This window comes from Neobacillus piezotolerans (assembly GCF_003362805.1).
GTDB classification, from domain to species: domain Bacteria; phylum Bacillota; class Bacilli; order Bacillales; family Cytobacillaceae; genus Bacillus_D; species Bacillus_D piezotolerans.
The window spans coordinates 563,304-588,046 of the sequence record NZ_QNQT01000001.1; the positions used below are offsets into that span (position 1 = coordinate 563,304).

Here is a 24,743-nt window from a genome sequence, read left to right on the forward strand (position 1 = left end):
TTTTCATAAGGGCCTTCTCCCAAATTTTAAAGCTTCATATGATAGTGCTGTGGCCGCGGGCTTCATGTGCGCCGCTGTTCCTGTAAGGAGGCAGCTTCATGCTTGAACAAGTTATTTTTTTCACGATAATGATGGGCTTTTTAATAACCGTCCTGCTTTCCCCGATCTTTATTCCCTTTCTTAGAAGGCTTAAGTTTGGGCAAAGCATCCGGGAAGAGGGGCCAAAATCGCACCAGAAGAAATCAGGGACCCCAACAATGGGCGGTATAATGATTCTGCTATCGATAATCATTACCTCGCTCGTTATGGCAAGCAAGTTCGCGGGGCCGACATCAAGGACATACATGCTGATCATTGTAACCGCTGGATTCGGTCTGCTTGGCTTCCTTGATGACTTTATAAAAGTGGCGATGAAGAGAAATCTAGGCCTTACATCCAAGCAGAAATTATTGGGGCAGATTATTATTTCTGTCATTTTCTATCTTCTTTACAGAAGGAACGAAATGCCATCCGAATTGGGACTGCCTTTCACCGATTATTCCATCGACCTGGGGTGGTTTTATCTAGTTTTTGTCATTTTTTGGCTTGTTGGCTTTTCGAATGCCGTCAATTTGACGGATGGGCTAGACGGGCTTGTGTCGGGAACGGCGGCGATCGCTTTTGGGGGATATGCCGTGCTTGCCTGGAGCCAGTCTCAATTCGAACTGTCGATTTTCAGCGTCGCTGTCGTTGGCGCGGTTTTGGGTTTCCTCGTATTTAACGCCCACCCCGCCAAGGTATTTATGGGGGATACGGGATCACTTGCGCTTGGAGGGGCTATCGCCGCGCTATCAATCCTGACTGGCCAGGAATTGCTGCTTCTTGTGATTGGAGGCGTATTCGTCATTGAAACGCTTTCGGTCATACTGCAAGTGATTTCCTTTAAAACAACCGGCAGGCGGATTTTCAAAATGAGCCCGCTCCATCATCATTATGAACTATCTGGATGGTCGGAATGGCGCGTAGTCATGACCTTTTGGACAGTGGGCCTCCTTTTTGCGATACTTGGAATTTATATCGGGGTGTGGATGTAAGTGAAGAAAATTGATACGTACCAGCATAGGAAAATACTTGTACTCGGCCTTGCGAAAAGTGGGGTCACCGCCGCCGCGCTCCTTCATAAGCTAGGGGCATTCGTCACTGTGAATGATTTCAAGCCCCTCTCCGAAAATATGGAGGCCCAGGGTCTTCTAGAACAGGGAATCACCGTGATTACAGGGAGCCATCCGGTTGAACTGATGGAAGAAGGCTTTGAACTCGTTGTCAAAAATCCCGGCATCCCCTACACAAACCTCATGGTAAAACGGGCTTTTGAAAAGGGGATACCTGTCATTACCGAGGTCGAACTTGCCTGGGAGATATCCGAAGCCCCATTTATCGGGATTACCGGGACAAATGGAAAAACAACAACGACAACCCTGATTTTTGAAATGTTGAGAGAAGGTGAAAAACAGCCTCTCATCGCAGGAAACATCGGTACGGTCGCTTCAGGTGTCGCCCAGGAAGCAAGAGAGGATAATACGATTGTTATTGAACTTTCATCCTTCCAGCTGATGGGCATCGACCGTTTCAGGCCAAAAATCGCTGTACTCACAAATCTTTATGACGCACACCTTGATTACCATGGCACAAGGTCCGAATATTATGGGGCAAAAGCGAACATCACAAAGAACCAGGGAATTGGCGATTATTTTGTTTATAATGCCGACCAGGATGAAACTTTGGAAATAGCAAGGGCCTCGAAGGCAACTCTTGTGCCTTTTTCGGCCACAAAAGAACTTGGAACGGGGGCATACGTTAGCGGCGGATGGCTTTGCTTTGAAGGAGAGAAAATCATCCATCGCGAGGATGTGGCCCTGCCAGGGGAGCACAACCTTGAAAACATCCTGTCGGCAATCGCTTCGGCAAAGCTGTCTGGCGTGGACGATACCGCCATACAGGCCGTGCTGAGAACCTTTACGGGTGTCCGGCATCGGCTTCAGTTCGTCGCCGAGAAAGATGGAAGAAAAATTTACAACGATTCAAAGGCAACCAATATTCTCGCGACCCAAAAGGCGCTTGAAGCATTTGACGCGCCAATAGTCCTTCTTGCGGGAGGGCTTGACCGGGGGAATGGTTTTGACGGGCTCATCCCTTCCATGAAAAATGTTAAAGCTCTTGTCACCTTTGGGCAGACTGCGGAAAAGCTTGAAGAAACCGCAAGGAAAGCCGGAATAAAATCAATTGTCCGCGCCGATAATGTTGAGGGTGCTGTTCCGGAAGCGTACCGGCTCTCTAAGCCTGGCGATATCATCCTTCTGTCTCCGGCATGTGCGAGCTGGGACCAATATAAAACTTTTGAGGTCAGGGGCGACATGTTTATTGAAGCGGTGCATAAGCTTTAGTAGGGCTTGTCTCCTCGTTTGAGCCGCTTCAGTAAGTATACCTGGCTCTCCGGAAGGCCCAATACATGGGGCAGAGGTGTTTGGCAGTGCCAGTAAAAAAGAATTCTCCCGACATGATCCTGTTAGCCGTTACATTCGCGCTGCTCGCTTTCGGGCTCATTATGGTCTATAGTTCAAGCGCGATATGGGCGGAATTCAAGTTCAATGACTCGTTTTTCTTTGCGAAAAGGCAAGTCCTATTTGCTGGGGTAGGAATAGGGGCCATGTTTTTCATCATGAACATCAACTATCTTACATGGCGCACTTGGGCAAAGGTTATTGTCATTGTCTGCTTTTTCCTTCTTTTGCTCGTGCTCGTTCCCGGCATCGGGAATGTCAGGAATGGGTCAAGGAGCTGGATTGGGGTCGGTGCTTTTTCCATTCAGCCATCCGAATTCATGAAGCTTGCGATGATTGCTTTTTTGGCGAAGTATCTCTCGGAGAGGCAAAAATTAATAACGTCTTTCAGGAAAGGCCTCGTTCCTTCGCTTGGGCTTGTTTTCATCGCCTTTGCGCTAATCATGCTTCAGCCCGACCTTGGCACTGGAACAGTGATGGTCGGAACTTGTCTGGTGATGATTTTCGTGGCCGGGGGCAGGATACTTCATTTTGCGGGGCTGATGCTTCTTGGCGCGGCCGGTTTCGCGGGTCTGATCATTTCTGCGCCATATAGGATTAAACGGATAACCTCATTTCTTGACCCGTGGTCGGATCCGCAGGACAGTGGTTTCCAGATTATCCAGTCGCTATTTGCGATTGGCCCGGGCGGCCTGTTTGGGCTGGGGCTCGGCGAGAGCCGCCAGAAATTCTTTTACCTGCCGGAGCCTCAGACCGATTTCATATTTGCGATTCTTGCCGAGGAATTGGGGTTTATAGGGGGTTCGCTTATACTCCTATTATTTACCCTGCTTCTCTGGCGCGGGATAAGGATCGCGCTTGGGGCTCCCGACCTGTATGGAAGCTTCCTGGCGGTAGGCATCATTTCGATGGTCGCCATCCAGGTTATGATCAATATAGGAGTTGTAACAGGGCTGATGCCTGTTACAGGGATTACACTGCCTTTTTTAAGCTACGGGGGCTCATCGCTGACCCTTATGCTTATGGCGATCGGAGTGCTTTTAAACATTAGCCGCTATGTAAAATATTGACCAGGGCCCTGCCGTGCAGGGTTCTTTTTTCTCTTATAAGCTTGCGAGGATAAAAATGGCATGAATTCTATGGCCGTTTTCATCGTTTCGACGTTTAAATTATAGTAGAATGAGGGTAAATATAGTCGGTGCTTTTTTGTTTCTGGGTGAATCCGAATTTTAATCGTCATGCGCTGAATATAGATGAACAGTGCAATAAACCATCAAAATGTAAAAGCGATACATAAGGAGAAGAGAGGCAAGGAAACGCACTTGCCTGAAATGGAAAGAACCACTAGTTATGCACTGCATAAACTGAAAAAAACTCCGTTTGTAAAAAAGAGAAGGAGGGATCTTATGGATGGTCTGAAAAAAGAATTGGAAATGGCCGGGGTTGGCAAAGTGAAAGAGTCGGAGCCACTATCCCAGCATACAACCATAAAAATTGGCGGTCCAGCAGACCTTTTTGTGGAGCCGTCGTCAATTGAAAACCTGCTTAAAGCGATGGAAATTGTCATGCGGCACGGCATACCTTGGCGTGCGATTGGCCGTGGTTCAAATTTGCTCGTGTCCGACCGGGGAATTGAAGGGGTTGTTATCAAACTCGGAAGCGGATTGGACCGGCTCGAGCAGAATGGTGAGGAAATTACGGTTGGAGGCGGTCAGTCCCTGGTTTCGTTTGCCACCTCGATCAGCAGGAAAGGCCTGACGGGCTTGGAATTTGCCGGAGGGATACCGGGTTCAGTCGGTGGAGCGGTTTATATGAATGCCGGGGCGCACGGATCGGACATCAGCAAAATTTTGAAGAAGGCACATATCCTGTTCGAAGATGGGAAAATGGAGTGGCTTTCAAATGAACAGCTAGAATTCTCCTACAGGTCATCCATCCTTCAGAAAAAAAGGCCAGGTATCGTCCTGGAAGCGGTCTTTCAGCTTAAAACCGGTGACAGGGACGCGATTGTAGCCGAACTGCAGAAAAACAAGGACTACCGCAAGGAAACACAGCCATGGAATTATCCTTGCGCGGGCAGCATTTTCCGCAATCCGCTTCCGAATTATGCTGGAAGGCTGATTGAAGCCGCCGGCCTTAAGGGCCATTCGATTGGCGGGGCGAAAATTTCTGAAATGCATGGTAATTTTATCGTCAATACAGGCAGCGCTACCGCTGAAGATGTGCTTGCCCTCATCCAGCATGTCAAGGATACCATTTTCTCCCTTGATGGAATCAGGATGGAAACCGAAGTCGAAATTATAGGCAGAAAATAACCGGAATTTCCTCATACTGGCTTGCAATTGTATGCTATAATGTTTCCATTGGATTAGGCGAAAAGCTGTACCAAAAACGGCGGCATGAGACTATCGTGCCGTTGTTTTCGATTATTCTTCCTAAACGGGGGAGTTTTTTCACTAATCACGTGGGGTGAACGGGTATGCAAAAAGGCAAAGTGCTTACTTTGGAAGATAGAATACCAAAATTAAAGGAACAAAGACGGAAAAAGGCAAACAGGAGGTTGACCCTTCTGCTTTTTATGTTTTTTATTCTGATTGCCGGTGTCATCTACATACAGTCCCCGCTAAGCCATGTAAGCTCCATAGAGGTAAACGGGAATTCCGTTTACGAAGACACGGAGCTTGTGAGAGCGACCGGAATATCAGACAAGACGAATATTTGGAAAATCAATAAAGAAAAAGCTGCCGGGCAATTGGAAAAATTCCCAGAAATAAAAAATGCCAGTGTAAAACTTGTGTTTCCGAATAAAATTGAGATTGCGATTACAGAGCATCGACGTATCGCCTATCTCGCCAAGAATGCGGGGTTTTATCCGGTAATGGAAAACGGGAAGGTTCTTCCGGGGAACAAGAAGGAATCCCTTTCGGAAAATGTCCCTGTCCTAATGGGATTTAAGGAAGGTAAAGTGCTCGATGAAATGTGTTCTTCCCTCCTTTCGCTGCCAGAGGAAATTTATAATTCCATTTCTGAAATCCACTACACTCCCCAAAAAACAGATGAATTCCATGTGTCGCTGTTTATGAATGACGGGTTTGAAGTTAGTGCATCCTTAAGGACTTTCGCAGAGAAAATGGCCCATTATCCATCAATCGTGAGCCAGCTGGATCCAAACGTCAAAGGAGTCATTGATTTGGAAGTCGGTTCCTATTTCAAAGCATATGAAAAAGAGGGGGAAGAAGGCCTTGAAGAAGAAAGTGAGGGGTAAACATGTGATTCTATCGCTCGTTTGCCTTGTCCTTGGTTACATAATGGCCTTTTCCTACCATTTAACCCTTGTGGAAAACAAACATAAAAGTAAGCAAGTCACAGGCGGGCATTACGAGCGGACATTGGACCTCCGCAACCAGCTTATTTTACTTGAGCAGGCGAATCGGAAACTCCAGAGGGAATATAACAAGAAGCAGGCTAAGGTCCTTCAGATTGAAAAAGAACTCTCAAAGGAAGAAGAAGCATACTCTGCCATCGCAGGGGAGGCTGAAAAATACAGGATGTTCCTTGGCAAGGTAAAGGTGAAAGGGCCGGGAATCCAGGTTTCACTGGCGGATGGCGAATATAACCCGGATGAACAAAACATTAATAATTACCTCGTCCATGAATACCATGTTTTCAAAGTTGTGAATGAGTTGTATGTATCCGGGGCGGAAGCGGTTGCCATCAATGGTCAAAGGCTATCGTCTAAATCGTATATCGTTTGCAATGGCCCAGTCATAACAGTCGATGGCAAGCAATATCCGGCCCCATTCGTGATTTCGGCTATCGGCGACCCTGCCGTCCTTGAATCAGCATTAAATATGACTGGCGGCGTCCGGGACCAGCTAGTGAATGACAACATTATCTTCACTCTAGAAAAAAAGGATTCTATTAATTTTAATCCGATTTTGGGCAGCTAACAACTTATGTCCACGAAGAAGGTTAGGTGAAAAATGTGGACAAACACAAAAAAAATCTTACCAGCTTTTCGCTCGTCGCCGCCATCATCGGTTTTATGATCGCAATCCAATTCCAAACGATAAAAGAACCTGTTGATGAGCGGGACACAAGGGATATTTGGCAACTTCGGCAGGACATCCTGAAAGAGAAAAAACTGCAGTCTGAACTCCTGGGTGAAATCAGATCGACCGAGGACAAAATTGCCGGGTATGAAACAAAGAGGCAAAACGGAAAGGAAAAGGTGCTCCAGGAAACATTGGAAGAATTAAAAACCGAGGCAGGTTTGACAAAAGTTACGGGACCGGGGATTATCCTGAAAATCGAACCGGTTTATGAGGAAGTCCTCATTGGAGACCCAATCAGTACAACTGTCACCCCCGATCTTTTAAAAAGGCTGACAAATGAATTGAATATGTACGAGGCAAAACAAATATCAATCGATGGGCAGCGGATCATCAATTCAACAGTCATCCGGGAAATAAGTTCGGAAACCAGGATAGATGGGCATCGGCTATCGGCGCTTCCGATAGAAATAAAGGTAGTCGTCGACAATGTGCAGGCTGCCGAAAAACTCTCCAATCGGATGAAGGCTTCCCAGTCAATGGAAGAGTTCTTCATAGAAAACCTGCGGCTGACTGTTTCCGATCCGATACAGGAAGTCAACATAGAGGCGTATGGTAATCCAATCAGAATGAATACAATGAAGCCAGCCAAGACCGACGAAGGGGGGGGTTCCTAATGTGGCTTCCAGTACTTGGGTTAATTATCGGAGTGATTCTCGGGCTTATGACCGAAATCACAATACCCGATGAATATTCAAATTATTTGTCAATCGCAGTCCTGGCCGCGCTGGATACCCTTTTTGGCGGAATTAGGGCGCAGCTGCAAAATATTTACGATGAAAAGGTTTTCGTATCGGGTTTTTTCTTTAATATAATCCTCGCAGCAAGTTTAGCTTTCCTGGGAGTCCATCTTGGTGTAGACTTGTATTTAGCCGCCGTTTTCGCATTCGGAGTCAGGCTTTTCCAGAATATTGCGGTGATCAGGCGGATTATCCTGACAAAATGGTTGGCATCGCGTGAAAAAACAGAAAAAATTTGATATTTTTTAAAGGGAATCATTTCGTTCTGACGAATATTTTTATAATATATAAATATATTTACATTTTTATGAACGATAAATCTATTAAATAGTGCAGTATTTGCTGAAGGAGGTGCCATAGGATGAACAACAATGAGATATTTGTAAGTCTTGACATCGGTACATCCAGTGTAAAAGTGATCATTGGTGAAAAGGTCAATGACTCGTTAAATATTATCGGAGTTGGCAACGTGAAATCAGCCGGGCTCAGAAAAGGGGCCATCGTCGATATAGAAGAGACCGTTCATTCTATTAAAAAAGCAGTCGAACAGGCCGAGAGAATGATAGGTATGGAAATCAGGCAGGTCATTGTCGGGATTTCCGGGAATCATATCATGCTTCAGCCATGCCACGGAGTTGTTGCAGTTTCGGGTGATAACAAGGAAATTACCCGTGAGGATATTTACCGTGTCGAAGATGCCGCCAAGGTTATTTCGATTCCTCCTGAAAGGGAAATCATCGATGTGGTGCCGTACCAGTACATTGTCGATGGACAGGACGAAATTACCGACCCGATCAATATGATGGGTGTAAGGCTTGAAATGGAAGGAACAATCATAACGGGCTACAAAACAATCCTACATAATGTATTAAGGTGTGTTGAACGGGCGAATCTTGAAATTCTTGACATCACACTCCAGCCTCTTGCCGCCGGAATGTATTCCCTCTCGAACGACGAGAAAAACCTCGGCACAGCCCTTATTGACATCGGGGGAGGCACTACAACCATCGCAGTGTTCGATGAGGGCCGCCTGATCGCCACAAGCGTGATACCTGTGGGCGGTGAACATATTACAAAGGACCTCTCCATCGTCCTGAGAACCTCAACGGAAAATGCTGAAAAAATCAAGATTAAATATGGACATGCCTTTTACGAGGAGGCATCAGGTGATGAAGTTTTTAGCGTCCCTGTCATTGGAAGCGACCAGCACCAGCAATTTACCCAGCTTGAAATATCGGATATCATCGAAGCAAGGCTTGAGGAAATTTTCGACCTTGTCCTGAATGAGCTGAAAAGGATGGGTGCACGCGACCTTCCAGGTGGATATGTCCTGACAGGCGGCGTTTCGAATATGGAAGGTGTACTGGAACTCGCCCAGACAGTTTTTCAAAGCCGAGTTAGAAGGGCGGTTCCTGATTACATAGGCGTCAGGGAGCCCCAATTTACCGCTGGGGTCGGCCTCATCAAATATGCGAGCAGGAACAGCAGGCTTGACAACTATTCCGTCCAGTCCGTGAGTGTGCCACATTCCCAGGAACAAAAGGAAAGCAGGGCGCCAAAGCAACAGGCTTCGCAAAAACAGGCAAAACAGCCGGAAGAAAAGATGACCACAAAAGTAAAGAAATTTTTTGGCTACTTTTTTGAATAGGCAAACGGCTTTTCAGACGCTGATTGATGAATCGATTGAAATCGTGGGTTTCTACTGCCAGAACCCCTTTTTCTGTAAATGATGCGTGGCAGGCTATACGCCCCAAATGATAAGGGGACAGGGCGACAAGGAAAATGGACGAATTAGGAGGATTTGTCATGTTGGAGTTTGATACAAATTTAGATCAATTAGCTACCATAAAAGTTATTGGCGTCGGAGGCGGCGGAAACAACGCGGTTAACCGTATGATTGAACATGGTGTCCAGGGAGTCGAATTCATTGCTGTCAATACTGACGCCCAGGCGCTGAACCTTTCCAAAGCGGAAGTGAAAATGCAAATCGGCGCGAAGCTTACGAGAGGGCTGGGCGCTGGAGCCAATCCTGAAGTCGGCAAAAAGGCAGCCGAAGAAAGCAAGGAACAAATCGAAGAGGCGCTCCGTGGGGCTGACATGGTATTCGTTACAGCCGGAATGGGTGGAGGCACCGGAACAGGCGCCGCCCCTGTCATCGCCCAAATCGCGCGTGATCTGGGCGCGCTTACAGTGGGAGTTGTTACACGCCCGTTCACATTTGAAGGGAAAAAGAGGCAGACCCAGGCCTCAATGGGGATTTCCGGAATGAAGGAAGCCGTGGATACCCTAATCGTCATTCCAAATGACCGCCTCCTTGAGATTGTTGACAAGAGCACCCCGATGCTTGAAGCATTCCGTGAAGCTGATAATGTTTTGCGCCAGGGGGTGCAGGGCATTTCAGACCTAATCGCTGTCCCGGGGCTGATCAACCTTGACTTTGCCGACGTGAAAACAATCATGTCCAATAAAGGTTCCGCGCTAATGGGCATCGGAGTCGCTGCCGGAGAAAACCGGGCGGCCGAAGCAGCCAAAAAAGCAATCAGTTCCCCGCTTCTTGAAACTTCCATTGATGGAGCCCAAGGCGTCCTGATGAACATTACCGGCGGAACCAACCTGAGCCTTTATGAAGTCCAGGAAGCCGCCGATATAGTTGCTTCCGCATCCGACCAGGAAGTAAACATGATTTTCGGATCTGTCATCAACGAAAATTTGAAAGATGAAATCCTTGTTACGGTCATCGCTACTGGATTCAATGAAGAATCCATTCAGCAAAGGCCGTCAGCCCGCCAGTCTTTCGGCCAGCCGAAGCCTTCGATCGGCGCGGTCAAGAGGGAGCCGAAACGTGAAGAACCGGTACAGGAGCAGCAACGGCCTTCAACAGCTTCCCAGGAAGATACACTCGATATCCCAACCTTCCTTCGCAACCGAAACAGAAGAAGGTAAGCTGGCCTGTCAGAGGAAAATACTAACTTAAAGCACGTCCCATCATAAACGGGGCGTGCTTTTTTATTTCTTCCATAGCCGCTTTAGATAGGATAGTCGCAAAAACTGGGGGGAATCGTTGAAAGTTCCTTCAATTCACATACATGAATCGACACACTTTGAATGTAAATATACTATATACTTTTTCGTAAACAGAACATGGCATCCTGAACGACCAGGAGCCCGGACGAGGAGATTGAGCTTGTGGCTGTTTATTTGGATGTAATCTGGGCTTTGAATCTGCTCTTTGACTGCCTCCTCCTAAGCCTGGCGGCAATCATGCTGAAACGGGCCGTCCCTCCGTGGAGAATAGCGGCTGGAGGGTTCATCGGCTCCCTTATTATTTTGCTCCACTTCACTCCTCTTGGATTCTATTCAGGGCATCCTCTTTCCAAGCTGCTGTTCTCTGTTTTGATGGTGTTGTCATCTTTTGGCTTTAAGGGGGTCAAATTTTTCTTCTCAGCGCTTGCCGCCCTCTATCTCTCTACGTTTTTGATCGGGGGGGCGCTCTTTGGGGCCCACTATTTTCTGCAAACAGGAGGCGCATCCTCCAGGGCGTTCCTCGCATCCATTTCGCCAGGCTTCGGCGATCCTGTGAGCTGGGCATTTGTTTTGATTGGTTTCCCACTGGCATGGCATTTTTCGAAAAACAGGCTTGGCGCCTTGGAAATGGCAAAAATCAAGTATGCCCAGCTTGTCAAAGTCCAAATTGCGATAAACGGGGAATCGTTTAGCTTTACGGGATTAGTCGACAGCGGAAACCAGCTGTATGACCCGTTATCGAGGCTTCCAGTCATGTTTGCATCCGTGAAAAAGTGCATTGCGGCATTGCCTCCAGCCCTCCAGGCGGCATCAACCGAGCCCGAGGCGGTCATGCAGGGCGGCAATTTACTGGATGCCGACTGGGCACACCGTATAAGGATTGTCCCTTACTCGGTTATTGGACAAGAAAATAAGCTGGTTCTTGCCATCAAACCGGACATGGTTGAAATAACGCAGGGCGGACAAACCTTCCGCACCAATAAGGCGCTCGTTTCATTTACGCTTCAGGAGCTTTCATCCGATGGGTCCTTTGAGTGCATTGTCCATCCAAAGATGCTGACAGGCGCTCCGGGGGGCCCCGGCATGGCAAGTTAATACTAATATACTCACTGATACTTTTTTTAGAAGGAGGAAAAAACGTGAAAAAATGGAGGCTCCGCCTATATTATTACTGGTCCAAGCTGCTTTTTAAGCTGGGCCTGAAAAGTGAAGAAGTCCACTACATAGGAGGAAGTGAAGCACTGCCGCCGCCGCTTAGTAAAGAGGAGGAAGAAGTTCTTCTGAAAAAGCTCCCCGCGGGAGATAAGACGGCGCGGTCAATCCTCATCGAAAGAAACCTGCGGCTCGTCGTTTATATAGCGAGGAAATTTGAAAACACAGGGATCAATATCGAGGATTTGATTTCAATTGGAACGATCGGCCTTATCAAGGCGGTCAACACATTCAATCCTGAAAAAAAAATCAAGCTTGCGACATATGCGTCCAGATGCATTGAAAATGAAATCCTGATGTATTTGCGGAGGAACAATAAAATCCGTTCCGAAGTTTCATTCGATGAGCCTTTGAACATCGACTGGGATGGAAATGAACTTCTTTTGTCGGACGTGCTCGGGACAGATGACGATATTATTACAAGGGATTTAGAGGCGAATGTCGATAGAAAGCTGCTATCCAAAGCGCTCCACCAGCTTTCGGATCGTGAAAAGCAAATTATGGAACTGCGTTTCGGGCTTGCAAATGGCGAAGAAAAGACCCAGAAAGATGTAGCCGATATGCTTGGCATTTCGCAATCATATATTTCTAGGCTTGAAAAGCGGATTATCAAGAGGCTTCGCAAGGAATTCAATAAAATGGTATAACCGCCATCAAATCCGCAAAAAAAAAATTTGCATCATTAAATCGCGGACGGATAGGGGTTTGGCATGGCAGCCTCAATCCCGTGGTCCGACCCCCTGCATATTTTTCCTTTCCAAGGAGATACTGTTTTTTGAACAGCAGCTCCTACAAGGAGGGAAAGGCATTGACCCGAAATAAGGTTGAAATATGCGGCGTTGATACATCTAAGCTTCCTGTATTGAAAAACGATGAAATGCGCATGCTTTTCCGGGAAATGCAGGCAGGGGACCTTACTGCCAGGGAAAAGCTCGTCAATGGAAACCTGCGGCTTGTGCTAAGTGTCATCCAACGCTTCAACAATCGCGGTGAATTTGTTGACGATCTGTTTCAGGTTGGCTGTATCGGCCTCATGAAATCAATCGATAACTTCGATTTAGGACAAAATGTAAAGTTTTCAACTTACGCTGTGCCAATGATCATCGGCGAAATCCGGCGCTATCTCCGGGATAACAATCCCATCAGGGTCTCGAGGTCGCTAAGGGATATCGCCTATAAGGCGCTGCAGGTCAGGGAAAAGCTGATGGGCGAAACATCAAGGGAGCCAACTGCAGAAGAAATAGCACGGGTTCTTGAGGTTCCCCATGAGGAAATTGTCTTTGCCCTTGATGCGATTCAGGATCCCGTATCCCTTTTCGAGCCCATTTACAATGACGGTGGAGATCCGATTTATGTTATGGACCAATTAAGCGACGAACGGAACAAAGATACGCATTGGATTGAGGAAATCGCTCTTAAGGAAGGGATGCGCAGGCTGAACGACCGCGAAAAGCTTATTTTGCGAAAACGTTTTTTCCAGGGAAAAACGCAGATGGAAGTCGCTGATGAAATCGGGATTTCGCAGGCGCAGGTGTCAAGGCTTGAAAAAGCGGCCATCAAACAAATGAATAAAAATATCCAAAGTTAAAGCTGCCAAAGGCGGCTTTTTCATTTTCCCCACTCAGAACATAAATGTCAAAAAGAAAAAGGCTGTATTCAGGATGAGCCTGCCAAGTTTTCTGTCCGATGCGCTCAATTTTTCAATCCGTCTGTCATATAGTTTAAATAGCAAAGGACGGGAGTGGATTGAAATGGTGAGGATTTCCGATTTTCAAATGAAGGACGTCATTAATGTCGCGGATGGAAAAAAACTTGGCAACGTAACCGATATAGATATAAACTTATCTACTGGAAAAATCCAGGCAGTGGTAATTGGAGGAACGGGAAAGGTGCTCGGTTTTTTCGGCAAGGATGAGGATACAGTCATCCCTTGGTCAAATATCCTCAAAATTGGCCAGGATGTAATCCTCGTAAGGGCTGGAGGGCTCGCCCAAAAACCAGTGCCGGAAGGCCAGGAAAACAGCGCCGGGTAAGTTAGCCTGTCGGAATTAGGCGCAGTGTGGTAAACTAGAGAAAAAAACAGGGGAGAACCATGGAACCATTTATTTCCCAAAACGAATCGGTATTATTTCTTGACGGGTGGTTGAAGGATTTTCCGGGACTTTCCGCCGGCTTTACCACAAAGTGTGGAGGGGCAAGTTCTGGTGAGTTCGAAAGCATGAATGCAGGATACCATGTTGGGGACAATCCTGGCCTCGTTAAGAAGAATAGGGAGGCAATCGCCAATTTGGCGGGCTTCGCACTTGAAGATATTGTGGGTGCCGAGCAGACGCACGGAACGAATATTGTGAAAGCCGGCCCCCATTTAAAAGGAAGGGGAGCAGCCTCCTACAGTGATTCCGTCAAGGATACAGACGGATTTTATACAAATGAGAAGGGCATCCTGCTGTCGCTCTGTTTCGCAGATTGCGTTCCGCTTTATTTCTTTAGCCCGGATAGCGGGCTGGTGGGGATCGCCCATGCGGGATGGAAGGGTACGGTGGACGGGATAGGTCCAAAAATGGTCGAAGCCTGGAAAGCGGAAGGAGTTTCTCCGTCGGGCATTTTCGCGGCAATCGGGCCGTCCATCTGCAAAAATTGTTACATAGTCGATGACAGGGTAATCGGTTTTGCGGAAAAGAGACTAGAACATGTCGAAAAAAAACCATATAATCAAATTAGCGTTGGGCAATATTCCCTCGACCTCCGGGCAATGAACAAAATTCTGCTCGAAGAGGCCGGAATACCAGCGCGAAACATCGCCATCACCGGATTATGTTCATCCTGCGGGGAAGGGAACTTCTATTCCCATCGGAGGGACAGGGGAAAAACCGGGAGGATGCTGGGCTTCATAGGCTGGAAGGAGGGTTCTTCAAGGTAATGGGGGTAGCAGAAAACATTAGAGAAATACGCGCCAGGATTGCAGATGCATGCCTTATATCCAACAGGGATCCTGATGATGTGAAAATTATCGCCGTAACCAAATATGTTAGCCTGGAAAGGGCTTTGGAGGCTGTGGATGCTGGGGTCGCTGACATCGGTGAGAACCGTGACGAGGGTTTCCTCCGTAAGTGGGACGCCTTAGGAGGCAGGGCCGCGTTTCATTTTATCGGTTCGCTGCAGACCAGGAAAGTAAAGAATATTATCGGGAAGGCTGATTACATCCATTCATTGGACAGGCTATCACTCGCAAAGGAAATTGATAAACGGGCAGATGGCAAAGTAAAGTGCCTTGTTCAGGTCAATGTATCCGGGGAGGAGTCGAAGCATGGGCTGACTCCCGAAGAAGCACTGGATTTTATTTCAGAAGTGAAGCAATACGGAAACATCCTCATTGCGGGGCTCATGACCATGGCCCCGCTGACGGATGATGAAGCCGTCCTAAGGGATTGCTTCCGAAAACTGAGGGAACTCAGGAACAAGATAAGGTCAATGAAACTGCCGCATGCCCCGTGCGAGGAATTGTCCATGGGGATGTCGAACGATTATGAGGTTGCCGTGGAGGAAGGGGCGACGATGGTCCGGATCGGAACGGCGCTAGTCGGAAAAAACGATATGGAGGTGCAGGAAGATGAGCATTAAATCAAAATTTAAAAATTTCTTTTTTCTTGATGAACAATACGATGAAGAAGAGGACTATGTAGAGGAGCCCGAGACAAGAGCGCCGCAAAAACAGCAGCCGGCAAGGACCCAGAATGTCGTCAGCCTCCAAAGTGTACAAAAGTCTTCCAATTCTAAAGTGGTGCTGATTGAGCCTAGAATGTATTCCGAAGCGCAGGAAATCGCCGACCATCTGAAAAACCGCAGGGCGGTTGTCGTTAACCTTCAGCGGATTGACCATGACCAGGCTAAGCGGATCGTTGACTTCCTTAGCGGGACAGTATACGCGATTGGCGGGGATATCCAAAAAATTGGTTTGAGCATTTTCCTGTGCACCCCGGATAATGTCGAGGTTTCCGGCAATATCTCGGAGCTTATGCAGGAACATGATTTCCAGGATTCGAGGTGGTAAGAGTTAATGGTAACAGTTGCAAAATTATTGACAACAATCATTGATTTATATATTTGGGCTTTAATTATCTACATATTAATGTCCTGGTTCCCGAATGCGAGAGGGACTGCCATCGGCCAGTTCCTTGCAAGGATTTGCGAGCCGTATCTTGAGCAATTCAGAAGGTTTATCCCTCCACTAGGAATGATTGACATTTCTCCGATTGTCGCCATCCTTGTCCTTCAATTTGCGATGCATGGCCTGCAAAGGGTGTTTACCTGGTTTTATTAGTGGGCGCATCGCCTTTAGGCGGGCTGGCATATGCAGCCAGTCCTTTTTTCGTAAGGGACCTTGCAATATAGGAGTAAACATATGAACATTTACCAGCATTTCAGGCCGGGGGAAAGGGAATTCATCGATCAGGCACTGCAATGGAAAAGCCAGGTGGAATCTTCGTATTCAGTGAAATTAACCGACTTTCTAGACCCGAGGGAACAGCACATCCTAAAAATGCTCATCGGGGAAACTGGGGAAGTCCGGGTGGCATTCTGGGGAGGCCCGGACTATGTTGAACGAAAACGCGCGCTTTTGCTTCCGGATTATGCCGAAGCCGCCCTGGATGAATTCCAAATCAGCTTGATTGATATCCGTTATCCCTCGAAATTCGTAACAATCGAACATCCCCAGGTTCTCGGAACCCTTATGTCACTCGGGCTGAAACGGGGTAAGTTCGGGGATATCCTCAACGGGGAAGGGAAAGCCCAGTTTTTATGCGCCTCCGAGGTGGCTGATTTTGTGAAAATGCAGGTTGAATCGATTGGCAGGGCGTCGGTGAGTTTAAGCGAAATCCCAATGGAACAAGCACTTGAACCGGCGGAGGCATGGACAGAAGACACAATGACCGTCAGTTCCCTCAGATTGGACGCCGTTCTTGCCGCCATCCATCATATATCCAGGCAAAAAGCCCAGCTATTCATCCAGCAGGGGCTCGTCAAGGTCAATTGGGCCGAGGCGGCCAATCCTGCTTTCGAGATATGCGAAGGTGACATGATATCTGCCAGGGGATATGGAAGATCAAGGCTGATTGCCATAGAGGGAAAAACAAAAAAAGAAAAATGGCGGATTATTGCCGGAAAACAAAAATAAATTTAATGCCAAATGAAGGAATATGCCTGTTCCTGTCGAATTTAAATTAATAAAATACATAGCAAACAAGCCTGGGACAAAAACAGCCCGGCCTGCCTGCATAAAGAACGATACTCAATTAGGGAGGTGGCGTCATGCCATTAACACCATTGGACATACACAATAAGGAATTCACAAAAGGATTCCGGGGGTATGATGAAGACGAAGTAAACGAATTTCTCGATCAGGTAATCAAGGATTATGAATTGATCCTCCGCGAAAAAAAGGAATTGGAAGAGCGCCTGAATGATATGAATGACCGTCTCGGCCATTTTACCAATATTGAGGAAACGCTGAACAAGTCCATTATCATTGCGCAGGAAGCAGCCGAGGAAGTTAAGCGAATCGCCCAGAAAGAAGCCAAGCTTATCATTAAGGAAGCCGAGAAGAATGCGGACAGGATTGTTAACGAATCCCTGTCGAAAGCGCGCAAAATCGCCCTTGAAATCGAAGACTTGAAGAAACAATCCAAAGTATTCAGGACGCGCTTTAAAATGCTCATTGAAGCGCAGCTTGATATGATCAACAATGATGACTGGGATCACCTCCTAGACTATAAGCTGGACGCGACCGAACTGAGGGCCAGTGAGGAAGAGGATTCGCTCGCTTGACGGATGCCTTCCAGATGGCATATAATTTCCTAATAGAAGAATTAAAAAGACACACAGGCAATGAAAGGGACAGTACAATTCCTAAAGCTTTTTTAGCGAGCCGGGGCTGGTGGAAGCCGGTAAAAGCCGGGATTGGAAAATCACCCATGAGTCCCGCACTGAAAGGCTTAAATTTAGCCAAGTAAGCTGCGGCGTGCTATTCCACGTTACGGATGTTCGAGCGGGCAGCTCGGTTACACGCTGCCTATCAGGGTGGTACCGCGGGAAATCAAAACCTTCTCGTCCCTATTTGGGATGGGGAGGTTTTTTATTTTGACGAGAACGTCCCACGATAATGGCCAGAATGATTCAGGAGGAAAAGAAAATGGATTACAAAGACACATTGTTGATGCCGAATACGGATTTCCCTATGCGGGGCAACCTTCCGAAGAGGGAGCCTGAAATCCAGGCGAAATGGGAAGAAGAGGATATTTATAAAAAGGTGCAGGAGCGGACAAAAGGCCGCCCGATGTATGTACTCCACGACGGCCCTCCATATGCGAACGGCGATATCCATATGGGGCATGCCCTTAACAAAATCCTGAAGGATATCATTGTCCGCCACAAGTCCATGACAGGCTACAACGCGCCATATGTTCCCGGTTGGGATACTCATGGCCTGCCAATTGAACAGGCACTTACAAATAAGGGCGTTAAACGAAAAGAAATGACAGTTGCTGAATTCAGGCAGCTTTGCACAGAATATGCGCTCGGCCAAATCGACAGCCAAAGGCAGCAGTTCAAGCGCCTGGGTGTAAGGGGAAACTGGGAAAACCCATATATCACCTTGAAACCTGAATACGAAGCACAGCAAATTAAGGTGTTCGGTGAAATGGCTAAAAAGGGTTATATTTACAAAGGGAAAAAGCCTGTCTACTGGTCTCCATCAAGTGAATCCGCGCTCGCGGAGGCTGAAATTGAATATAAGGATAAAAAGTCGCCTTCCATTTATGTGGGATTCAAAGTGAAAGATGGAAAAGGCGTTCTTGATACAGACACGAGCATTGTGATTTGGACGACAACACCGTGGACCATTCCCGCGAACCTAGGAATTTCCGTGCATCCGGATCTCGTGTATTCGGTTGTTTCCGCTGGAGGAAAGAAATACCTTGTAGCCGAGGCCCTACTTGAGTCGGTAGTTAAGGAAATTGGCTGGGATTCCTATGAAGTAGTCCAGAAAGTAAAAGGAAGCGACCTTGAATCCATTACAGCTGCCCACCCGCTTTACGGCAGGGATTCCCTTGTCATGCTTGGCGAGCACGTAACGACCGATGCAGGAACCGGTTGTGTACACACCGCGCCTGGACACGGGGAAGATGACTTTTATGTAGGACAGAAATATGGCCTTGACGTGCTTTGCCCTGTGGATGACAAAGGTTACATGACTGCTGAGGCTGAAGGCTTTGAAGGGGTGTTTTACGATGAAGCCAACAAGCCGATTACACAGGCGCTGGACGAAGCCGGCGCCCTGCTAAAGCTATCGTTCATTACACACTCATATCCGCACGATTGGCGGACAAAAAAACCGGTAATTTTCCGGGCCACCGCCCAGTGGTTCGCTTCGATCAAGGATTTCCGGAGCGATCTGCTTGAAGCAATCAAAGAAACCGAGTGGGTTCCGGCATGGGGGGAAACCCGACTGTTCAATATGGTCCGTGACCGCGGCGACTGGTGTATTTCCCGCCAGCGTGTCTGGGGCGTGCCGATCCCTGTTTTTTATGCTGAAAATGGCGAGCCTATCATTACAGATGAAACAATCGGGCATGTTTCAAACTTATTCCGTGAACACGGTTCGAATGTTTGGTTTGAAAGGGAAGCCATGGATCTCCTGCCTGAAGGGTTTACGCATCCGGGATCTCCGAATGGGACATTTACAAAGGAAACCGACATCATGGATGTTTGGTTTGACTCCGGTTCTTCCCATCAAGCCGTGCTTGAAGAAAGGGATGACCTGCAGCGTCCCGCAGACCTTTATCTGGAAGGCTCTGACCAATACAGGGGCTGGTTCAACTCTTCCCTTTCAACCGCTGTGGCCGTGACAGGCAAAGCACCGTACAAAGGGGTATTGAGCCATGGATTTGTCCTGGACGGGGAAGGCCGGAAAATGAGCAAGTCCCTGGGGAACGTCATGGTTCCTGAAAAAATCATGAAACAGATGGGAGCCGACATCCTACGCCTTTGGGTCGCTTCGGTCGATTACCAATCCGATGTTCGCGTATCCGATGCAATCTTGAAGCAGGTTGCCGAAGTATACAGGAAAATCAGGAATACATTCCGATTCCTGCTCGGAAACCTGGCTGATTTCAATCCGGAAACAGATGCTCTTTCCTATGGCGAGCTTCGAGAGGTTGACCAGTTCATGCTCGTCAAGTTGAACAAGCTCATTAAGCAGGTGAGAACTTCTTATGATAAGTATGAATACTCGGGAATTTACCATGCGGTCAATAATTTCTGCACGCTTGACCTGAGTGCGTTCTACCTTGATTTTGCAAAAGATATCCTTTACATCGAGGCAAAAGATAACAAGTCGAGGCGCGCCATTCAAACAGTTCTTTATGAATCGCTCGTATCTCTGACACAACTCGTTTCCCCGATTTTGTCCCATACTGCGGACGAGGTTTGGGAATTCATTCCAGGAGTTAAAGAAGAGAGCGTCCAGTTGACCGATATGCCTGAATATAAGGAGTATCCAAATGCTGACGCACTTATTGAAAAATGGTCGGCGTTCATGAAGCTTCGGGATGATGTCCTAAAAGCGCTCGAAGAAGCCCGAAATGAAAAAGTGATTGGAAAGTCGCTTACCGCGAAAGTTACCCTTTATGTTAATGGCGAAACGAGGGAGCTCCTCGATTCCATCGAAGAAGATCTGAAACAGCTATTCATCGTTTCAGGATTTGAAGTGGCGGGCGAAGTTGAACAGGCTCCCCAAGAGGCCCTGAAACTGGAGACAGCTTCCATTGTGATTACGAAAGCGGAAGGCGAGACATGTGACAGGTGCTGGGTTGTTACAACCGATATTGGCTCGGATCCTGACCATCCAACCCTTTGTGCAAGATGCGCGAGTGTTGTGAAGGAATCATATCCTGCTGAGGCTTAATTGATTAATAAATGTAGGCCGCGCCTGCTTTTTGCAGGGCGGCTGTTTTTTATGGCAGAGGAATTACGGAATAGAACTTTATTGATCACCGAACTTTTCGAGGAGTCCTAGGGCATTTTGTCCATGGGAAATGGTTTGGCTGCCTGTGATTGTGGTAGTAGGCTTGTTTATGCTAAAATGCATAAGAAGTCATCGAGAAGATGTGGAGGGTTTAGTTGGTGTTTTATTACCTGATTGCGGGATTTATTATTGCACTTGACCAATTTACGAAATGGCTGATTGTAAAAAACATGAATATCGGGGACAGCATCCCTGTGATCAACGATTTCCTATATATTACCTCACATAGGAATAGGGGTGCTGCATGGGGAATCCTCCAAGGGCAAATGTGGTTCTTTTATGTGATTACCATTGTAGTTATAATAGGAATCGTTTACTACATCCGAAAAGCCGCGGGGGAAAATATGCTTTTAGGAGTATCGCTTGGCTTTATGCTCGGCGGGGCGATTGGAAACTTTATAGACCGGGTTTACCGGCAGGAAGTGGTCGATTTTATCCACACGTTCATTTTCAGCTACAATTTCCCCGTATTCAACATTGCTGATTCAGCGCTGGTAATCGGCGTCATCCTTTTGATGTTCCAGATGCTGAAAGAAGAGCGCGAAAGCAAAAAGGAGAAAACATATGGAAAAAATGGTACACACCATCGCTGAACGCGAAAAGGGTGACAGAATAGACAAGGCTATATCAAGCCTAAATGCAGACTGGTCCCGGACCCAGGTCCAGCAATGGATAAAAGACGGCGATGTGCTTGTAAATGGAAAGCCGGTAAAAACGAATTATAAATGCGCAGAACACGATGTTATTGAAATATCGATCCCTGAACCTGAAGAGCTCGATGCGATTCCTGAAAAAATGGACCTCGAGATTTACTATGAAGACGGGGACGTCCTAGTGGTGAACAAACCTAAAGGGATGGTGGTCCATCCCGCACCCGGCCATTTGACAGGGACGCTTGTAAATGGCCTCATGTACCATTGCAAGGATCTTTCCGGGATAAACGGCGTCTTGAGGCCGGGGATTGTCCATAGGATCGATAAGGATACATCGGGCCTTCTGATGGTTGCGAAAAATGATATGGCACATGAAAGCCTCGTAAACCAGCTCGTTGAAAACTCAGTCACAAGAAAGTACAAAGCAATTGTTCACGGAAGCATACCCCACGATTATGGAACGGTCGACGCACCTCTCGGAAGGGACCCGAAGGACCGCCAAAGCATGACCGTCGTGGACAACGGAAAACATGCCGTGACACATTTCCATGTCCTTGAGCGGCTGGGCCATTTCACCTTTATTGAATGCCAGCTTGAAACAGGAAGGACCCATCAGATAAGAGTCCATATGAAATATATTGGCTACCCGCTTGCGGGTGACCCAAAATATGGACCGAAAAAAACGCTTGATATTGGCGGCCAGGCTCTCCATGCGGGAATCCTTGGCTTTAAGCACCCAAGGACAGGGGAGTATCTTGAATTCGAAGCCCCGTTGCCAGGATATTTCGACAATCTTCTTGAAGATTTACGCAAAAACGGTTGACACGGAGAAAAGGTTCAAGTAGTATAACTATAAGTTAATAAGCCCTTTAAATGCAGTCCAGTGAGGCTGGGAAGGAACGGATTTACACAGGCCCAAGAGGGCATGTGGCTACATGCGATTTTCCAACCTCCCACAAGCTGCGGGAGGTTTTTTTATGCCCTTCTTTAGAGGAAGGCTGCGTCGATGTTGATTAAAAGCGAAGGCACAGCTTCCGGCGGGATGGAGCGCAGGGTGGAGACCCTGGGCGATAGCGCAGAGATGCACCAAAGACGCACCGCGGAAAGCGTCTGGCTGGAGCGGAAATCAACAAGGACTGATTAACTAAGCCCTAATAGAAAGAAGGTAGAAAGATGGGCCAGAAAGCACTTGTGCTGGATGAACAGGCAATTAGAAGGGCGCTTACAAGGATTGCCCACCAAATCATTGAAAAAAATAAGGGAATTGAAGACTGTGTCGTAGTCGGAATCCGGACACGAGGCGTTTACATCGCGGAGCGCCTTGCTGAAAGGATTCGTGAAATCGAAGGGGCTTCGGTGGCTACCGGCGAACTCGATATCACTTTGTACAGGGATGACCTGACAAAAGTAACCGAGGATCAGGAGCCGCATGTGAAGGGATCCGATATCCCTGGAGGGGTGAAGGATAAGAAAGTGATCCTTGTCGATGATGTCCTTTATACAGGCAGGACAGTCAGGGCAGGCATGGATGCCATCATGGACCTCGGGAGGCCGGCTCAAATCCAGTTGGCGGTGCTTGTGGACAGGGGCCACCGAGAATTGCCGATCAGGGCGGATTATGTCGGCAAAAATATCCCGACCTCAAGTTCCGAACGGATTGTCGTCGAGCTCGAAGAAGTTGACGGAAGCGACCAGGTGAGTATATACGAATAAGCAAAACCCAACCGAATATCCCTTTTAAACGCAGTCCAGAGAGCCTGCAAAGGGGGAAATGCCGGGCGGGCCACGGGTGTGGACTGTCTGAAGCCGGAATGACCGAGATGTCCGGCGTGCATTTTAACCTCCTTGCGCCTAGGCTGCAGGGAGGTTTTTTTTTCAAAGTTTTAAGCAAAAAAGAGACAGAACCCAGACTTTTTTTAAAAAATGGAGGAGAAAAGAATGAACAATCCAATCCTGGATGTACACGAAAAACCAAGGTTCGGCCAGATGCTTACACTAAGCCTTCAGCACTTGTTCGCAATGTTTGGCGCGACGATCCTTGTGCCTTACCTCGTCGATTTAAGCCCGGCGATCGCGCTCATTTCGAGTGGCCTTGGCACATTGGCCTTCCTGGCAATTACAAAATGGCAGGTACCAGCGTATCTCGGTTCATCCTTCGCCTTTATTACACCGATAATCGGCGCGAAGGTAATGGGCGGCCCTGGGGGCGCGATGATTGGCAGCTTCATGGCTGGCCTCGTATACGGCATCGTCGCCTTAATCATTAAGAAGGCGGGCCATCGCTGGATCATGAATCTTCTTCCTCCAATCGTAGTTGGCCCGGTTATCATGGTCATTGGCCTTTCACTGGCAGGAACCGCAGTCGGGATGGCGATGAATACATTGCAAGACATCAATAATTACAGCATGCTGCATTTCTCGGCGGCTCTTGTTACGCTTATTTCCACTATAATATTCTCGATTTATGCGAGGGGGGTACTAAGCATCATTCCAATCCTTGCGGGAATTATTATCGGATATGTGTATTCGCTGGCAGTGGGTCTGGTCGATTTCTCAAAGGTAGTAGAAGCGAATCTTTTTGTAATGCCTGATTTCATCATTCCGTTTGTTGATTATAAAATAAAAATTACTTTGGATCTCGTACTCTTGATGGTTCCGGTCGCGGTCGTGACGATTTCTGAACATATCGGCCACCAGCTCGTTCTCAGTAAGGTAGTTGGCCGGGATTACATTAAACAGCCAGGCCTGCATCGCTCCATTTTGGGTGACGGTACAGCGACAATGATTTCCGCGCTGATTGGCGGCCCGCCGAAAACAACTTACGGTGAAAACATCGGCGTCCTTGCGATTACAAAGGTATATAGCGTGTATGTAATCGCTGGCGCGGCGGTGGCGGCAATCATATTCGGTTTCAGCGGAACGATCACCGCGCTAATCGGCTCAATCCCGCCGGCAGTCATGGGCGGCGTCTCCATCCTGCTTTTCGGTATAATCGCTTCTTCCGGCCTGAGGATGCTTGTTGACAACAACATTGATTTTGGCAACAATAGGAACCTTATCATCTCATCCGTCATCCTTGTAGTCGGCATCGGAGGGGCGTTCATCAAGATAACAAGCGGCTTCGAAATCCAGGGAATGGCGCTCGCGGCAATCCTCGGGGTATTGCTGAACCTGATCCTGCCTGGAAGAGAGCCAGTAAAAGAAGACATGTTCGAAGCTTCATCAGACAAACAATCTGCATAAGGTACCACCTTTTAAACCGGTCCCGTGAGTCCGGTAAGGGTGCACGCCCTAGTGCCCGGGAATTTGACTTCCAGGCATAGGGAAAATCATGCGCCCAGGCTACCGCCGAGGGCGTTTTCTTTCGCCCTAAAGCACAA

The 24,743-nt window shown here is 47.7% G+C and carries 25 protein-coding genes and 1 other annotated feature; all 25 genes read left to right on the top strand.

Translation table 11 applies throughout. The annotated features are described in order from the left end of the window. Positions 1 to 98 precede the first annotated feature (98 nt). The 25 genes from mraY (at position 99) to DRW41_RS02785 (ending at position 24,606) form a co-directional block, all read left to right on the top strand. Positions 99 to 1,073: a phospho-N-acetylmuramoyl-pentapeptide-transferase gene (gene mraY / locus DRW41_RS02660; RefSeq protein ID WP_115450405.1), complete on the top strand. Its 975-nt coding sequence runs from the start codon at positions 99 to 101 to the stop codon at positions 1,071 to 1,073. Next, positions 1,074 to 2,423, top strand: coding sequence for a UDP-N-acetylmuramoyl-L-alanine--D-glutamate ligase (gene murD / locus DRW41_RS02665; protein WP_115450406.1), 1,350 nt, complete (start codon positions 1,074 to 1,076; stop codon positions 2,421 to 2,423). Positions 2,424 to 2,509: 86 nt separating this feature from the next. Then, on the top strand, positions 2,510 to 3,610 hold the full coding sequence (gene spoVE / locus DRW41_RS02670; RefSeq protein WP_115450886.1) for a stage V sporulation protein E: 1,101 nt from the start codon (positions 2,510 to 2,512) through the stop codon (positions 3,608 to 3,610). Between the two features lie 336 nt (positions 3,611 to 3,946). Continuing rightward, the gene (gene murB, locus DRW41_RS02675; protein ID WP_115450407.1) at positions 3,947 to 4,855 is read left to right on the top strand and encodes a UDP-N-acetylmuramate dehydrogenase; all 909 of its coding nucleotides are present in this window, start codon (positions 3,947 to 3,949) and stop codon (positions 4,853 to 4,855) included. Between the two features lie 164 nt (positions 4,856 to 5,019). Then, on the top strand, positions 5,020 to 5,805 hold the full coding sequence (locus DRW41_RS02680; RefSeq protein ID WP_115450408.1) for a cell division protein FtsQ/DivIB: 786 nt from the start codon (positions 5,020 to 5,022) through the stop codon (positions 5,803 to 5,805). Beyond that, positions 5,783 to 6,490, top strand: a complete 708-nt coding sequence (locus tag DRW41_RS02685; RefSeq protein ID WP_245959321.1) for a DUF881 domain-containing protein — start codon at positions 5,783 to 5,785, stop codon at positions 6,488 to 6,490. Before DRW41_RS02680 ends, DRW41_RS02685 begins: the two co-directional genes overlap by 23 nt. A 35-nt stretch (positions 6,491 to 6,525) precedes the next feature. Further along, entirely contained in the window at positions 6,526 to 7,269 is a 744-nt protein-coding gene (locus DRW41_RS02690) for a DUF881 domain-containing protein (RefSeq protein WP_245959322.1), read from the top strand. Further along, positions 7,269 to 7,631, top strand: coding sequence for a small basic family protein (locus DRW41_RS02695; protein ID WP_115450410.1), 363 nt, complete (start codon positions 7,269 to 7,271; stop codon positions 7,629 to 7,631). The genes DRW41_RS02690 and DRW41_RS02695 overlap by 1 nt, the downstream gene beginning before the upstream one ends. 122 nt (positions 7,632 to 7,753) lie before the next feature. After that, positions 7,754 to 9,040 (top strand): cell division protein FtsA, encoded by a 1,287-nt coding sequence (gene ftsA, locus DRW41_RS02700; protein WP_115450411.1) that lies wholly within the window; start codon positions 7,754 to 7,756, stop codon positions 9,038 to 9,040. A gap of 158 nt (positions 9,041 to 9,198) precedes the next feature. Beyond that, positions 9,199 to 10,335 carry a cell division protein FtsZ gene (gene ftsZ / locus DRW41_RS02705; RefSeq protein WP_115450412.1) on the top strand — a complete coding sequence of 379 codons (1,137 nt, stop codon included), beginning with the start codon at positions 9,199 to 9,201 and terminating at the stop codon, positions 10,333 to 10,335. Between the two features lie 243 nt (positions 10,336 to 10,578). Next, the gene (gene spoIIGA / locus DRW41_RS02710) at positions 10,579 to 11,511 is read left to right on the top strand and encodes a sigma-E processing peptidase SpoIIGA (protein ID WP_115450413.1); all 933 of its coding nucleotides are present in this window, start codon (positions 10,579 to 10,581) and stop codon (positions 11,509 to 11,511) included. A 44-nt stretch (positions 11,512 to 11,555) separates the two neighbouring features. After that, positions 11,556 to 12,275, top strand: a complete 720-nt coding sequence (sigE, locus tag DRW41_RS02715) for an RNA polymerase sporulation sigma factor SigE (RefSeq protein ID WP_053366117.1) — start codon at positions 11,556 to 11,558, stop codon at positions 12,273 to 12,275. A 161-nt stretch (positions 12,276 to 12,436) separates the two neighbouring features. Next, positions 12,437 to 13,216: an RNA polymerase sporulation sigma factor SigG gene (gene sigG, locus DRW41_RS02720; RefSeq protein ID WP_115450888.1), complete on the top strand. Its 780-nt coding sequence runs from the start codon at positions 12,437 to 12,439 to the stop codon at positions 13,214 to 13,216. Positions 13,217 to 13,379: 163 nt separating this feature from the next. After that, the gene (locus tag DRW41_RS02725) at positions 13,380 to 13,661 is read left to right on the top strand and encodes a YlmC/YmxH family sporulation protein (RefSeq protein ID WP_115450414.1); all 282 of its coding nucleotides are present in this window, start codon (positions 13,380 to 13,382) and stop codon (positions 13,659 to 13,661) included. Between the two features lie 59 nt (positions 13,662 to 13,720). Continuing rightward, a complete protein-coding gene (gene pgeF, locus DRW41_RS02730) occupies positions 13,721 to 14,548 on the top strand; it encodes a peptidoglycan editing factor PgeF (RefSeq protein WP_115450415.1) in 828 nt (275 codons plus the stop codon). Then, complete coding sequence (locus DRW41_RS02735) at positions 14,548 to 15,249, top strand: YggS family pyridoxal phosphate-dependent enzyme (RefSeq protein ID WP_115450416.1); 702 nt, start codon at positions 14,548 to 14,550, stop codon at positions 15,247 to 15,249. The genes pgeF and DRW41_RS02735 overlap by 1 nt, the downstream gene beginning before the upstream one ends. Next, entirely contained in the window at positions 15,239 to 15,679 is a 441-nt protein-coding gene (locus DRW41_RS02740) for a cell division protein SepF (protein WP_115450417.1), read from the top strand. Before DRW41_RS02735 ends, DRW41_RS02740 begins: the two co-directional genes overlap by 11 nt. Before the next feature lie 6 nt (positions 15,680 to 15,685). Continuing rightward, positions 15,686 to 15,949 (top strand): YggT family protein, encoded by a 264-nt coding sequence (locus DRW41_RS02745; protein WP_115450418.1) that lies wholly within the window; start codon positions 15,686 to 15,688, stop codon positions 15,947 to 15,949. Between the two features lie 81 nt (positions 15,950 to 16,030). Next, positions 16,031 to 16,804, top strand: a complete 774-nt coding sequence (locus DRW41_RS02750) for a YlmH family RNA-binding protein (protein ID WP_115450419.1) — start codon at positions 16,031 to 16,033, stop codon at positions 16,802 to 16,804. 134 nt (positions 16,805 to 16,938) lie between these two features. Then, positions 16,939 to 17,454, top strand: coding sequence for a DivIVA domain-containing protein (locus DRW41_RS02755; protein WP_115450420.1), 516 nt, complete (start codon positions 16,939 to 16,941; stop codon positions 17,452 to 17,454). A gap of 51 nt (positions 17,455 to 17,505) precedes the next feature. Next, positions 17,506 to 17,744: a binding site (T-box leader), on the top strand. A gap of 74 nt (positions 17,745 to 17,818) precedes the next feature. Then, on the top strand, positions 17,819 to 20,590 hold the full coding sequence (gene ileS, locus DRW41_RS02765; protein ID WP_115450422.1) for an isoleucine--tRNA ligase: 2,772 nt from the start codon (positions 17,819 to 17,821) through the stop codon (positions 20,588 to 20,590). Between the two features lie 218 nt (positions 20,591 to 20,808). Further along, entirely contained in the window at positions 20,809 to 21,303 is a 495-nt protein-coding gene (gene lspA / locus DRW41_RS02770) for a signal peptidase II (protein WP_115450423.1), read from the top strand. Next, positions 21,275 to 22,186, top strand: a complete 912-nt coding sequence (locus tag DRW41_RS02775; RefSeq protein WP_115450424.1) for an RluA family pseudouridine synthase — start codon at positions 21,275 to 21,277, stop codon at positions 22,184 to 22,186. The genes lspA and DRW41_RS02775 overlap by 29 nt, the downstream gene beginning before the upstream one ends. A gap of 350 nt (positions 22,187 to 22,536) precedes the next feature. After that, positions 22,537 to 23,076, top strand: a complete 540-nt coding sequence (pyrR, locus tag DRW41_RS02780; protein ID WP_115450425.1) for a bifunctional pyr operon transcriptional regulator/uracil phosphoribosyltransferase PyrR — start codon at positions 22,537 to 22,539, stop codon at positions 23,074 to 23,076. A gap of 225 nt (positions 23,077 to 23,301) precedes the next feature. Next, positions 23,302 to 24,606: a solute carrier family 23 protein gene (locus DRW41_RS02785; RefSeq protein ID WP_115450426.1), complete on the top strand. Its 1,305-nt coding sequence runs from the start codon at positions 23,302 to 23,304 to the stop codon at positions 24,604 to 24,606. Positions 24,607 to 24,743 lie beyond the last annotated feature (137 nt).